Annotated in this window: 13 protein-coding genes and 1 pseudogene; 8 read left to right on the top strand and 6 right to left on the bottom strand. The window is 73.2% G+C overall.

Annotation, left to right across the window (positions count from 1 at the left end; all coding sequences use genetic code 11):
- Positions 1 to 596: pseudogene (locus GA0115242_RS00490) on the bottom strand (FUSC family protein); the annotation flags it as partial.
- Positions 597 to 749: 153 nt separating this feature from the next.
- On the opposite strand from GA0115242_RS00490, the gene GA0115242_RS00485 reads away from it, so the two are divergent.
- From GA0115242_RS00485 to GA0115242_RS00475, 3 genes are all read left to right on the top strand, one after another.
- Positions 750 to 1,292 (top strand): DUF5134 domain-containing protein, encoded by a 543-nt coding sequence (locus tag GA0115242_RS00485; RefSeq protein WP_093823296.1) that lies wholly within the window; start codon positions 750 to 752, stop codon positions 1,290 to 1,292.
- 119 nt (positions 1,293 to 1,411) lie between these two features.
- Positions 1,412 to 2,347: a M56 family metallopeptidase gene (locus tag GA0115242_RS00480; protein WP_093823294.1), complete on the top strand. Its 936-nt coding sequence runs from the start codon at positions 1,412 to 1,414 to the stop codon at positions 2,345 to 2,347.
- A 78-nt stretch (positions 2,348 to 2,425) separates the two neighbouring features.
- Positions 2,426 to 3,142 carry a phosphatase PAP2 family protein gene (locus tag GA0115242_RS00475; RefSeq protein WP_093823292.1) on the top strand — a complete coding sequence of 239 codons (717 nt, stop codon included), beginning with the start codon at positions 2,426 to 2,428 and terminating at the stop codon, positions 3,140 to 3,142.
- A gap of 60 nt (positions 3,143 to 3,202) precedes the next feature.
- On the opposite strand, the gene GA0115242_RS00470 is transcribed toward GA0115242_RS00475, so the two are convergent.
- Entirely contained in the window at positions 3,203 to 3,676 is a 474-nt protein-coding gene (locus tag GA0115242_RS00470) for a nuclear transport factor 2 family protein (RefSeq protein WP_093823291.1), read from the bottom strand.
- Positions 3,677 to 3,802: 126 nt separating this feature from the next.
- Between GA0115242_RS00470 and GA0115242_RS00465 the strand changes: the two genes are divergently transcribed.
- Positions 3,803 to 4,369, top strand: coding sequence for a TetR/AcrR family transcriptional regulator (locus GA0115242_RS00465; RefSeq protein WP_093823289.1), 567 nt, complete (start codon positions 3,803 to 3,805; stop codon positions 4,367 to 4,369).
- A gap of 285 nt (positions 4,370 to 4,654) precedes the next feature.
- Positions 4,655 to 5,392, top strand: a complete 738-nt coding sequence (locus tag GA0115242_RS00460) for a TetR/AcrR family transcriptional regulator (RefSeq protein WP_093823287.1) — start codon at positions 4,655 to 4,657, stop codon at positions 5,390 to 5,392.
- Here GA0115242_RS00460 and GA0115242_RS00455 read toward each other — a convergent pair.
- A complete protein-coding gene (locus tag GA0115242_RS00455; protein WP_093823284.1) occupies positions 5,380 to 6,882 on the bottom strand; it encodes an LVIVD repeat-containing protein in 1,503 nt (500 codons plus the stop codon). The two genes, GA0115242_RS00460 and GA0115242_RS00455, sit on opposite strands and share 13 nt — an antisense overlap.
- A gap of 190 nt (positions 6,883 to 7,072) precedes the next feature.
- Between GA0115242_RS00455 and GA0115242_RS00450 the strand changes: the two genes are divergently transcribed.
- Positions 7,073 to 7,726, top strand: a complete 654-nt coding sequence (locus GA0115242_RS00450) for a DUF305 domain-containing protein (protein WP_256089316.1) — start codon at positions 7,073 to 7,075, stop codon at positions 7,724 to 7,726.
- A gap of 27 nt (positions 7,727 to 7,753) precedes the next feature.
- On the opposite strand, the gene GA0115242_RS00445 is transcribed toward GA0115242_RS00450, so the two are convergent.
- Positions 7,754 to 8,215 (bottom strand): DUF6214 family protein, encoded by a 462-nt coding sequence (locus GA0115242_RS00445; RefSeq protein ID WP_256089314.1) that lies wholly within the window; start codon positions 8,213 to 8,215, stop codon positions 7,754 to 7,756.
- Between the two features lie 301 nt (positions 8,216 to 8,516).
- Here GA0115242_RS00445 and GA0115242_RS00440 point away from each other — a divergent pair, with 301 nt between their 5' ends.
- Complete coding sequence (locus GA0115242_RS00440) at positions 8,517 to 9,902, top strand: nucleobase:cation symporter-2 family protein (RefSeq protein WP_093823277.1); 1,386 nt, start codon at positions 8,517 to 8,519, stop codon at positions 9,900 to 9,902.
- Here the strand turns inward: GA0115242_RS00440 and GA0115242_RS00435 are convergent.
- Positions 9,825 to 10,175: an ArsR/SmtB family transcription factor gene (locus GA0115242_RS00435; RefSeq protein ID WP_093823274.1), complete on the bottom strand. Its 351-nt coding sequence runs from the start codon at positions 10,173 to 10,175 to the stop codon at positions 9,825 to 9,827. The genes GA0115242_RS00440 and GA0115242_RS00435 overlap by 78 nt on opposite strands.
- A gap of 159 nt (positions 10,176 to 10,334) precedes the next feature.
- Here GA0115242_RS00435 and GA0115242_RS00430 point away from each other — a divergent pair, with 159 nt between their 5' ends.
- Positions 10,335 to 11,414 carry an NADH:flavin oxidoreductase/NADH oxidase gene (locus tag GA0115242_RS00430; protein ID WP_093823300.1) on the top strand — a complete coding sequence of 360 codons (1,080 nt, stop codon included), beginning with the start codon at positions 10,335 to 10,337 and terminating at the stop codon, positions 11,412 to 11,414.
- 112 nt (positions 11,415 to 11,526) lie between these two features.
- Here the strand turns inward: GA0115242_RS00430 and GA0115242_RS00425 are convergent.
- A partial coding sequence (locus tag GA0115242_RS00425; protein WP_202554783.1) for an extracellular catalytic domain type 1 short-chain-length polyhydroxyalkanoate depolymerase occupies positions 11,527 to 12,807 on the bottom strand: 1,281 nt, incomplete at its 5' end.

Here is a 12,807-nt window from a genome sequence, read left to right as displayed (position 1 = left end):
TACGCGGCGGCGGCGCCCAGGGCCCGCGCGGTGGCGCGGCGTTCGGGGCCGTGCGGGCGCACCAGCCAGGGCGCCATGCCGACCAGCCAGGCCCAGGCGCCCGCGGCGAGGGCGAGCGCGAGGTGTCCGGGGATCTGCCCGGGGCTCTGCGGGGCGAACAGGGCGGCGGAGGAGATGAAGGTGAGGACGACGTTGCCGGGCGGGCCGACCCGGGTGGCGTCGCACAGGACCTTCTGGACCGCGGCGAGCAGGGCGCCGACGGCGACCAGGACGGCCGGGGCGGTGGTGAGGGAGGCGGTGACCAGGGCGGCGGCGAGTCCGCCGACCATGCCGAGCACGACGAGGGCCAGCACCCTGGCGCGGGCCGCGTAGGGGCGGTTGTGGGCGTAGAGGGCGCAGAGCGACCCGGCCATCGTGTACATCACGAGGTCGAGGCGGCCGAGGGCGAGGAGGGTGAGGTTGGGCGGCGCGACCGAGGCCACGGCGCTGAGGGCGGGCTTGAACCAGATGTCGGAGGGCCGCCCGGGGCGGAGCACCCCGGCGAGCGGGAGGCGGCGGGCGCGTGCGGGGCCGGGGGCGGGGGTCGGGGTGCTCATACCGATCAGATTAACAGGTGTTTTACTCGTAAAACATTTGGTGACCGGCCGTGCGGCCCCGCACGCTCCCCGTGTACACCCTTGCGCTCGCGTGCGCGCCGCGTGCCGCGGGCATCGACCGACTGTCCGACACCGTCGAACAGGGAGGCCCGCGTGCACGGACCGGCTTCGCCCGGGTGGCTGCTGGTCGCGCTGTGCGCGGCCCTGGGGGCGTACTGCCTGCTGCGGATGCGCAGCGGCGTCGAGGAACAGCGCAGGACCGCGGGGACCGAGGCCCTGATGGGGTTCGGGATGGCGACGATGGCCGTGCCGACGGCGGTGTTCAGCCCGCCGTCGTGGGCCTGGCCGGTGTACGCGGCCGTGTTCGGGGCCGCCGCGCTGCGCGCCCTCTGGGCGGCCCGCCGCGGCGCGCACCACCTGCACCATCTGATCGGCCACGCGGCCATGGTCTACATGGCGATGGTGATGGCCGTCTCCCCCACCCACCACGCCGGGCACGGCGGCTCGCTCGGCATCCCGCTGCTGACCGGGGCGCTGCTCCTCTACTTCGTCGGGTACGTGCTGCTCTCCGGCGCGCGCCTGGTCCCCGCCGATCCGCGTCAGGGGAGCGTCAATTGGGGCGACCGGCCGGAGCTGGCGCGCGCCTGCCGCCTCTCGATGGGCATCGCGATGGTGGCGATGCTGCTCACGATGTGACCCGTTCAGGACACCGCGGACCCGCTTCCGGCCAGGGCAGAGCGCGGGCGGCCGTTGCCTGCGTCACTTTGCCGGACACAGCCGTGTGCGGGTCGGCGGCCCGCTCATAGGGTGAGGCCATGATGGTCCCCGCGGCACTGTTGCTGCTCGGCGCCCTGACCGCCGTCGTCGCGCCCCGGCTGCTCGCGCGCGCCGACTGGCCCGACCGTGAACCGGTGGTCGCCCTGTGGGTGTGGCAGTGCGTGGTGGCGGCCGTCCTGGTGTGCTGCGCGCTGTCGATGACGCTCAGCGCGGCGGCGGCCTGGCAGGTGGTGCGCGGCCAGTTGTTCGCGTCCGCCCCGCACGGGGTCATGGAGGCGTACCCGATCGGCGGCACGGGCCCCTGGGCGGCGGCGACGGCGGTGACGCTCGCCTGCGCGGGGGCGTGGAGCGTGGCCATGCTGGTGCGCGAGGTGCTGCGGGCCAGGTCCCGCAGGCGCCGCCGGAGGGCCGAACTCCTGCTGCGCGCACCGCTGTTGCCGGGTGAGCAGCCCACGTACGGCAGGCTGGTGGTGCTGGAGGGCGAGCGGGCCGACGCGTGGTGGATGTCGGGCGCGACACCCGGACTCGTCGTCACCACGGGCGCGTTGCGGCGGCTGAAGGGCCGTCAGCTGGACGCCGTCCTGGCGCACGAGAAGGGGCACGCGCGGGCGCGGCACGACTGGCTGCTGCACTGCTCGTCGGCGCTGGCCGACGGATTCCCGCAGGTGCCGGTCTTCGCCGCGTTCCGGGACGAGATGCACCGGCTGGTCGAACTCGCCGCCGACGACATGGCCTCGCGCCGCCACGGCCGCCTCACCACGGCCCTCGCGCTGGTCGAACTCAACGAGGACCGCGGGGTGTTCGGCTCCGCGCCGGCCGGTCAGGCCCATGTCCCGCAGCGCGTGCACCGGTTGCTCACCCCGCCCGACCGGCTCACCCCGACCCGGCGGCTGGGGCTGACGGCGACGGCGGCACTGGTCCCGGTGGTGCCGGTCCTGGTGGCGTTCGTGCCGGGCCTGCGCGCCCTGGGCTGAACCGGCCCGCCGCGCCGCGCCGCCCGCCGCAGGACGGGGCATTCGCCTCGCACCCTCCCGTTCGGGGAGGATCGGAGCATGCACCCGCGTCTCGTCGACTCCCCGCCCCACCCGCAGGACCACCGGAGCGCACCCCGGGCGGCGGCCGCCCTCGCCGCCCTCTCCGCGCTGCTGCTCGCCTTGGTCGCCGCCGGGTGGCGTCCGCTGACGGAGGCGGACGGGGACCTCGCCGGCGCCGCGCACCGCCGGGCGGTGGCCGAGCCCGGCGTCACGCACGCCGTGCGCGTCCTCAGCGACTGGGTGTGGGACCCGTGGACGATGCGGCTGCTGTGCGCGGTCGTGGTGGTGCTGCTGGTCGTGCGGTGGGCGGACCGGTGGACGGCGGTGTGGCTGGCCGCCGCCTGCGCGCTGGGCGCGCTGCTCCAGCAGGCCCTCAAGGCCGCCGTGGACCGCCCGCGGCCGGTCTGGCCGGACCCCGTCGCCACGGCGAGCTTCGCGGCCTTCCCCTCGGGGCACGCGATGACCGCGACGGTCGTCTGCGGGCTGCTGCTGTGGCTGCTGCGCCGCCGGGGCACCACGCCCGCGCGGTGGCGGGCGGCGCTGGCCGCCGGGGCGGTCTCGGTCCTGGGCGTCGGCCTGACCCGGATCTGGCTCGGCGTGCACTGGCCGTCGGACGTGCTGGGCGGCTGGCTCCTGGGCGCCACGGTGGTGGCCGCGGCGGTGACGGTCCACCGGCGCCTGCACCCGGCGGGCAGGGGCGGCGCGGATCCGACCGGGGGCGGGGAGAAGGCCTGATGGGGCGGCCTTGGCGGACGACATGCCCGCAGCCCGCTCCCCCTCGCCTCCCCGCGGCCCTCAGAGACCGAGGTCGCCGAGGCCCGGGTGGTCGTCCGGGCGGCGGCCGAGGGGCCAGCGGAAGCGGCGCTCGGACGCGGCGATCGGGCGGGTGTTGATGGAGGCGTGCCGGGTGCGCATCAGGCCGTGCTCGTCGAACTCCCAGTTCTCGTTGCCGTAGGAGCGGTGCCAGGCGCCGGCGCCGTCGCGGTGCTCGTAGGCGAAGCGCACGGCGATGCGGTTGCCGTCCCAGGCCCACAGCTCCTTGACCAGCCGGTAGTCGAGTTCGGCGGCCCACTTGCGGGTCAGCAGGGCGACGATCTCGTCCCGCCCGGTGGCGAACTCCGTCCGGTTGCGCCAGCGGGAGTCCGCCGTGTAGCCCAGCGACACCCGCCGCGGGTCGCGGGTGTTCCAGGCGTCCTCGGCGAGCCGGACCTTCTCGGTGGCGCTCTCACGGGTGAACGGCGGCACCGGCGGGCGCGCTGTGTCGGTCATGTCGGACCTTTCGGCGGCAGGGGCCCGTCAGCGGGTCCCGACGAGCCCGGAGGCACTGCGAGAACGGTCGTTCTCGACCCGCCTGCTACGGTAGAGAACGTTGGTTCTCCACGCAAGGGGGCGCAGATGCCGGACCAGGAGACGGCCCGGGAACGGGTGCTGGAAGCCGCCGGGGAGCTGTTCTACGCGAGGGGCGTCCAGGCGGTCGGAATGGACGCGGTGCGCGGCGGCTCCGGGGTGTCGCTCAAGCGCCTCTACCAGTTGTTCCCCTCCAAGGAGGCGCTCGTCCTCGCGTATCTGCGGCAGCGGGACGCGCGGTGGCGCCGGGCACTGGCCGAGCACGTGGACACGCGGGCGGCGCCCGAGGAGAAGATCGTCGCCGTCTTCGACTGGCTGCACCGGTGGTTCTCCGAGCCCGGCTTCCGGGGGTGCGCCTTCGTCAACTCCTTCGGCGAGCTGGGCGCGACCTCGGCCGAGGTCGCCGAGGAGGCCCGGCACCACAAGCAGGCGTTCCACGACTACCTGACCGGGCTGGTGACGGCGTCCGGACGGCCCGCCGCGCTGGCGGATCAGCTCGCGCTGCTCGCCGAGGGCGCGATCACCACCGCGGCGATCTCCGGCACCCCCGAACCGGCCGACCGCGCGCGGGACGCCGCACGCCTCCTGATGGACGCGACCGCGAGAACCGTCTGATCCACCGGCCGGACGGGACGGCCGGCCCCCTCACCGGGCCCGTGGACCCGACCAGGGTTTCCCCGGCTCCGCGGAGGCCGGACCGCGGCGTTCCGGCCCGTCGGCCCGCTTGCCGCGGGCGCGGCGGAACCCGCACCGGGACCTGCCGGAAAGCGGCCGCCGACCGTCTGAGACGATCCCCCGTGTCGCCCCAGACGGACGGCAGCCTGACCAGGCCCATACGGGTCCTGATCGGTCTGCGCTGAGTATAGTTGGCTGCCAGCCAGTCAACGCAGGAGTTACAGCATGTCCCCGCGCAGCGCCTCGGTCAATGAAGAGTTGCGGAGACGTTCCCGGGAACGGCTCCTGATGGCCGCCGTCGAGGTGGTCGGAGAGCGCGGTTACGACGCCACGACGCTCGCCGACATCGCCGACCGGGCCGGGTCGGCCCGGGGCCTGGTCTCGTACTACTTCCCGGGAAAACGCCAGCTCGTGCAGTCGGCCGTGCACCGTCTGATGCACCGCACGCTGGAGGAGGGCCTGGAGCGGGAGCCGCGCACCGAGGACGGGCGGGAGCGGATGGCGCGGGCCATCGACGCGATTCTCGGACTGGCCAGGGACCGGCCGGTGCTGATGCGCCAGCACATGGCGGGGCTGCTCCAGGCCGAGGGGTTCGTGCAGTGCCCCGAGCAGAAGCGGCTGGCCGACCTGTTGCGGGACACGGTGACCCGGCGCGGCTCCGACCACCCCGACAGCGACTACCCGATGCTGCGGTCGCTGCTGATGGGCTCGGTGTACGCCATGGTGCTGCCGAACGTGCCGATGCCGATCACGGCGCTGCGCACCGAGCTGTTCACGCGCTACGGGCTGGAGTGGCGCATGGGGCTCCCGCCGGACGCGGACGAGGCGCCCGACGGGAGCCGCAGCGCGGACCTGTCACGGTTCTTCGCGACCGGCGCGGCCGAGGGGACCGGCGGTGCCGGTGCCCCCGCGGCCGGCCCGCCCGCAGGGGCGGGGGACGACGACGGCCGTCAGTCGAAGTAGTCGGGCTGCGTCTGGACGTTCAGCTCGTCCAGGCGCACCCGGGCCGCCGGGTCGGTACGGCGGTCGCTGAGCTTCAGGACGTCGAAGCCCTTGGCGATGTCGTTCGAGTAGATGTGGCCGTTGTAGTAGTAGGCCGACCACGATCCGCCGGTCTCCAGCCGCTCCGTGGAGAGCGGACCGCGCTCGAAGTACGCGATCTCGTGGGGCTTCGTCGAGTCGGTGAAGTCCCAGACGGAGACGCCGCCCTGGTACCAGGCCTGGACCATCAGGTCCTTGCCCTTGACCGGGATCAGCGAGCCGTTGTGGGCGACGCAGTTCTCGGTGTCCGCCTGGTGGCGCGGGATCTTGTAGTAGCTGCGGAAGACGAGCTTGCGCCTGTCGCCCTTGCCGACGATGTCGTAGATGCCGTCGGCGCCCCGGTTCGGACCGACGGTCGCGTTGCAGGTGGCGGCGCCTCCGCCGCCCAACTCGTCGGTGAAGACGACCTTGTTGGCCTTCTGGTTGAAGGTCGCCGAGTGCCAGAACGCGAAGTTCACGTTGTCCTGGACCTGGTCGATGACCTTCGGGTGCTCCGGGTCCTTGACGGACATCAGGATGCCGTCACCCATGCAGGCGCCGGCGGCGAGGTCCTCCTCCGGCAGGACGGTGATGTCGTGGCAGCCGGTGGTCTTGGAGACGCCCGGGTTGGTGGGCGCGCCCGGGTTGCCGCCGCCGTCGGGGCCCTCGCCGGGGAAGAGGACCGGGAAGCCGACGACCGCCGCCCGCTCCGGGTGCTTGCGCGGCACCTTGACGACGGAGATCCCGTCGTGCGGGGGCTGGCAGTCCGGGTAGGACGCGCTCGGCGAGTACGAGGAGACGTAGATGTAGACGTTCTTGCGCTCCGGCACCAGCGAGTGGGTGTGGGAGCCGCAGGCGGTCTCGACGGCGGCGACGTAGCGCGGGTTGCGCTTGTCGCTGATGTCGAAGACCTTCATGCCCTCCCACGACGACTTCTCGGTCGCGGGCTGCGTGGTGCTGTTGCAACTGCTGTCGCTGCGCGAGGAGTCGGTGGACAGGAACAGCAGGTCCCCGGAGACGGAGATGTCGTTCTGCGATCCCGGGCAGAGGACCTGGGCGATCGTCTTCGGGGCCTTCGGGTTGCTGATGTCGAAGACGCGGAAGCCGTCGTAGTTGCCGGCGAAGGCGTACTTGCCCTGGAAGGCGAGGTCCGAGTTGGTGCCGGCGAGCGCGTCCTTGGGGACGTTGGTGAGGTGCTGGATGTTGGACGAGTGGACGACCTCGTCCTGGCCGGGTATCTCGCCGTCGGCTATCGCCTCGGCGGCCTGCGTCCTGGCGCTCTTGGACACCTCCTTGCCGGTGGCCGGGGCGTCCCCGGGGTCGGGCGTCGCGGCTGCCGGGACGGCGGTCAGCAGCGCCGCCAGGAGTGCGGCGGCCACCGCGGCAACTCCCGCGCGTCTGTGGCGCTTTCGGGAAACGTTCAACAGGATCACTGCTTCCTCCCTGGTGCCGTTCACGTCGGAACGGTGCACGCACCCCGCAGTATCGTCTTGACCATGCTCATATCAACAGAGGGCAACGAACTCGTAATGAAGGTTTTTGATCAACCACGAGCACAAGCGTGCTAGGACGGTCCTCAGCACTCACGAGGTGCCCCCCGCTCGCCTGCCACAGGAGGTCGTCGTGCCGTTCCGCCGGACCCCGCGCACATTCCTCGCCGTCGTCGCGCTGACCGCGCCGGTCCTGCTCGGGCTGACCGGGTGCGACTCGGACACGGAGGCCAAGTCGCCTGCGTCCGGCGGTCCTTCGGTGCTCGTGCCGGGAGCGCCCGGCGAGGACAACCGCACCCTGTCGGCGGCGGACGCGCTCGCCCAGCGGGCCGAGGACGACTCCCCCAACGCGGCGGACGTCGCGTACGCCCGCATGATGATCCAGCACCACGGCCAGGCCCTGGACATGACCGACCTGGTCGCGGACCGGGCCGACGCCACGCCGGTCAAGCGGCTCGCGGAGCGGATAGCCGCGTCCCAGGGGCCGGAGATCGAGGCGATGCGGGGCTGGCTGGAGAGCTACGGCAAGAGTGAGCGGGCCGCCGGGCACGACCACGCCTCGATGCCCGGGATGGCGACCGAGGCGGAGCTGAAGAAGCTGCGCGCGGCGAAGGGCAAGGCGTTCGACCGGCTGTTCCTCACGCTGATGATCACCCACCACGAGGGGGCGCTCAGCATGGCGACGGACGTGAAGGCACAGGGCAACAACATCCGCGTCGAGGAGATGGCGGACGACACGATCGCCCAGCAGACGAGCGAGATCACCCGCATGCGGGACCTGCTCTGACCGCGGACGGCCGTCCGACTCCCCTGCTCAGCGCTTCACATGACGGGGCGTCAGCAGACCGGCGTCCCGGGCCCGCGCGATCATGCGCAGGGCCTCGCGGCGGCCCCGGCCGGTGGCGCCCATGACCGCGAGGACCGGATCGGCACCCTCGGCCTGGGCCGCCCGGTACGTCTGGGCGATCCGTCGGCGGCTCTCGGGCCCGAGCGGTCCGGCGGGGCGGGCCCTGCGGGCACCCGCGGCACGCCCCTGCTCGGTGTCGGGGGCGGTGCCGAGGCCGCAGTCCCGGGTCAGCGGGCCCTCGATCCAGTCGGCGAGCACCGCGAGGTCGTCCAGGGAGAGCGCCGGTCTGGCCCGCACGTCCTCGACGCAGACCCCGCCGTCGCCCACCACGGCGAGCGCCTCGACCTCGGCACCGTCCGCGAACGCCAGCCGGACGGTGAACCAGGAAGTGGTGGACCCGCCCTCCCGCACTTCCCACGCGGGCCGCACGGACGCCGTGCAGTCCGTCGGACAACGATCAGAAAGATTAAGAAAGGATGCTTCTAGCACATACGCAACGTAACCGCATGATCACATTCCATACGAACGGACACGCGCGGCCGCCGGTCCCCGCACCCCACCGGCCGAGCGCCGCCGCACTAGGCAGCGGCGGGGTCGCCCAGGAGGCGTGGACCGGCTTTCGGTGGGCATGACACGCGTCGGCAACACGACCGCAATCGGCGGACCGTCCAACGGCCCTACGGTCGGGTGCTGTTCGGATGCCGTCTCCCGTCGCCGCCCAGGAGCCCCCATGAGCACTGCCGCCCCCGCGCATCCCGTCGACGAGGTGCCACCGGTTCACCGGCTGGCCGCCTTCGGGCTCCAGCACGTGCTGGCGATGTACGCGGGCGCCGTCGCCGTCCCGCTGATCGTGGGCGGGGCGATGAAACTGCCGCCCGCCGACCTGGCCTACCTGATCACCGCCGACCTGCTGGTGTGCGGGATCGCGACCCTCGTGCAGTGCGTCGGGTTCTGGCGGTTCGGGGTGCGGCTGCCGATCATGCAGGGCTGCACCTTCGCCGCGGTGTCGCCGATGGTGCTGATCGGCACGACGGGCGGCGGGCTGCCCGCGATCTACGGTTCGGTGATCGTCGCGGGCCTGGCGATCGTGCTGCTCGCGCCGGTCTTCGGCAGGCTGCTGCGGTTCTTCCCGCCGCTGGTGACCGGCACCGTCATCCTGATCATCGGCCTCTCCCTGCTGCCGGTCGCCGGGAACTGGGCCGCGGGCGGCGCGGGCGCGGCCGACTTCGGGGCCCCGGGGAACCTGGCCCTCGCCGCGTTCGTGCTGGCGGTCGTGCTCGGCGTGCAGCGGTTCGCGCCGCCCTTCCTCAGCCGGATCGCGGTGCTGGTCGGCATCACGGTGGGGCTCGCGGTGGCGGTCCCGTTCGGGTTCACCGACTTCGGCGGGGTCGGGGACGCCGACTGGCTGGGCGTCAGCACGCCGTTCCACTTCGGGGCACCCGTCTTCCGGGCGTCGGCGATCGTCTCGATGCTGGTCGTCGCGCTGGTGACGATGACCGAGACGACCGGTGACCTGATAGCGGTGGGCGAGATGACCGGGCGCGAGGTCGAGCCGCGGACGCTGTCGGACGGACTGCGCGCGGACGGGCTGTCGACGGTGCTGGGCGGCGTCTTCAACACCTTCCCCTACACGGCCTACGCGCAGAACGTCGGGCTGGTCGGCATGACCCGGGTGCGCAGCCGCTGGGTGGTGGCCGCGGCCGGCGGCATGCTGGTGCTGCTCGGCCTGCTGCCCAAGCTGGGCGCGGTGGTGGCGGCGATACCCGCGCCCGTGCTCGGCGGCGCGGGCCTGGTGATGTTCGGGTCGGTCGCCGCGAGCGGCCTGCGCACCCTCGCCCGGGTCGACTTCACGGGCGGCGACCGCCTGACCGTCGTCGCGGTGTCGGTGGCCGTCGGGCTGCTGCCGGTCGGGGTGCCGACGGTGTACGCGCGGTTCCCCGACTGGTTCCAGACGGTCATGAACAGCGGCATCAGCGCGGGCTGCCTCACCGCGATCGTGCTGAACCTGCTGTTCGAGCAGCTGCCGGGCAGGGGCAGCTCAGTCGCCGAGCCGGAGGGCCTGGCGGTCGGCGGCGTCGAGAAGGGTGTCGAGCAGCCCCGGGAAGAGGTCGTCTAGCGCCTCCCGGCGCAGGGCGCTCAGCTTGGCCGTGCCGCGGTAGACCTGCCGGACCACGCCGGATTCGCGCAGCACCCGGAAGTGATGGGTGGTGGTGGACTTGGTGACCGGCAGGTCGAAGTGCGAACAGGCCAACTCACCGCCGTCCGAGGCGAGTTCGCAGACGATGCGCAGTCGCACCGGGTCGGAGAGCGCGTGCAGCACGTCTTCCAGGCGGATCTCCGCCCGGACCGGATGCGGAAGCTCGCGGCTGGGCGCGGCGGCACTGGTCACGGTCTCTCCTCTGCGGGCCGGGCCCGCGCCCCGGACGGAACGCGTCCCCGCTGCGGACTCTCCGCTTCATTGTACGAGAACCATCGTAGTTTGACATCCACCGTACTACGGTGCCTATCGTACGAGTGAACCCCGGTCCCGTGATGAATGGAGTCCGCCGTGAGCGCGCTCTTCGAGCCCTTCGCCCTGCGTGGAGTGACCGTCCCCAACCGCGTCTGGATGCCGCCGATGTGCCAGTACTCCGCGGCCCCCGAGGGCCCGGACACCGGCGCCCCGAACGACTGGCACTTCGCGCACTACGCCGCCCGCGCCACGGGTGGCACCGGGCTGATCATCGCCGAGGCCAGCGCCGTCTCCCCCGAGGGCCGGATCTCCCCGTACGACCTCGGCATCTGGAACGACACCCAGGTCGAGGCGTTCGGCCGGATCAACCGGTTCCTGGCCACGCAGGGCACCGTGCCCGGCATCCAGCTCGCCCACGGCGGCCGCAAGTCGTCCACGGACCGGCCCTGGAAGGGCGGCGCCCCGGTCGGCCCCGAGGCGCACGGCTGGCAGCCGGTGGCGCCCAGCCCCCTCGCCTTCGACGAACGGCACCCGGTACCGACGGAGTTGACGGTCGCTCAGATCAAGGAGGTCGTCGGCCAGTTCGTCGACGCGGCACGGCGTGCGCTGGCCGCCGGGTTCGAGGTCGCCGAGATCCACGGGGCCCACGGCTACCTGATCAACGAGTTCCTCTCCCCGCACTCCAACCACCGCACCGACGCGTACGGCGGCTCCTACGAGAACCGCACCCGGTTCGCGCTGGAGGTCGTCGACGCGGTGCGGGAGGTGTGGCCGGACGACAAGCCGCTGTTCTTCCGGATCTCCGCGAGCGACTGGCTGGACGACGGCGGCTGGACCCCGGACGACACCGTGCGCTTCGCCACCGAGCTGCACGCCCACGGCATCGACCTGCTCGACGTGTCGACCGGCGGCAATGCCTCCGGCGTCCGCATCCCGATCGGCCCCGGCTACCAGGTGCCGTTCGCGGCCCGGGTCAAGGCCGAGACGCCGATGCCGGTCGCGGCCGTCGGCCTGATCACCGAGCCCGAGCAGGCGGCGAAGATCCTGGACAACGGCGAGGCCGACGCCGTCCTCCTCGGCCGTGAGCTGCTGCGGGACCCGTCCTGGGCCCGGCGCGCGGCCCGCGCACTGGGCGCGGAGGTGCACGTGCCCGACCAGTACCACCGGTCGGTCTGAGGTCCACCACGGCGCCGGGGGCCCCAGTCCGGCGCCACCGCGACCCGACCGTGCCCGGCCGCTCCGCGAGGGGGGCCGGGCACGGTCGCGTGCGGTCGGTCCGGCGCGCGGATCAACCCGTCGCGCAGGCCGTTCCGTTGAGCGTGAAGGCGCCGGGTGCCGCGCTGTTGCCGGTGTGGGTCGCCTGGTAGCCGAAGGTGACGGAGGCGTTCGGGGCGAGGGCCGCGTTGTAGGCCGCGTTGGTCGCCGTCACCGCGCCGGAGGCCGGGGCGATCGTCGCGTTCCAGCCGTTGGTGACGGTCTGCCCGGAGGGCAGCGTGAAGGCGAGCCGCCAGCCGTCGACCGCCGTGGTCGAGGTGTTGGTGAGGGTGACGTTCGCGGTCAGTCCGGTGTTCCAGGCGCTGGTGGCGACGGTCACCTTGCAGGAGGCAGCGGGTGGTTGGGGATCGCCGCCGCCCGCGGTGAGGCCGAAGAAGGTCAGCGCGCGGGCGCCCATGCCGGAGGCGTAGAGGTTGTGGCCGACGCCCTGGAGGCTGATCGCCTCGACGGGCGCCTGGTCACCGGTGGATCCGTAGCGGGTGCGGGTCCAGCCGCCGACGGGCGTGTCGGTGGCGGCGGGTGTCCGGCTCACGCCGAGGACGTCCGTCCACTGCTTCACCTCCTCCCCGAAGTTGGGGTAGCGGAGGGTGTCGTCGGCGGTGCCGTGCCAGAGCTGCATCCGCGGGCGGGGCCCGGTGTAGCCGGGGTAGGAGCCGCGCACCAGGTCGCCCCACTCCTGCGGGGTGCGGGTGACGGTGCCGCCCGCGCACGCGCTGTTCCACTCGGAGCCGTCGGTCGTGGCGAAGCAGCCGAACGGGACGCCGGAGAAGGCGGCACCGGCCGCGAACACGTCCGGGTAGTCGCCGAGCAGCACGTTCGTCATCATCGCGCCCGAGGAGATGCCGGTCGCGAAGACCTTCGCGGTGTCGGCGGCGTACCGCGCGACCACCCAGTCGACCATCGACCTGATGCCGACCGGGTCGCTCCCGCCGCCGCGCCGGAGGGCGGCGGGCGAGGAGACGTCGAAGCACTTGCTGGCCCGGGTGACCGAGGGGTAGACGACGACGAATCCGTACCGGTCGGCGAGCGAGGCGAACTCGGTGCCCGCGTACATGGCGGGGCCCGAGCCGGTGCAGTAGTGGACGGCGACGACGACCGCCGGGTGGGCGGCGACGGCGGCCGGGACGTACAGGTACATCTGGAGACCGCTCGGGTTGGCCCCGAAGCCGGTCACCTCGGTGAGGGTGGCGGCCCGGACGGCGTCGGCGGACGCCGCACGCGGGACGGCGGCGCGTGCGCCGGTCCCCGGCTGCCCGGCCGTCCCGGCCTGCGCGGCGGTCCCGGCGCGCGGGAC

Source organism: Streptomyces sp. SolWspMP-5a-2 (genome assembly GCF_900091845.1).
Lineage (GTDB): Bacteria > Actinomycetota > Actinomycetes > Streptomycetales > Streptomycetaceae > Streptomyces > Streptomyces doudnae.
The sequence above is the reverse complement of the archived record's forward strand: the minus strand, read 5'-3'. Positions and strand labels throughout refer to the sequence as shown.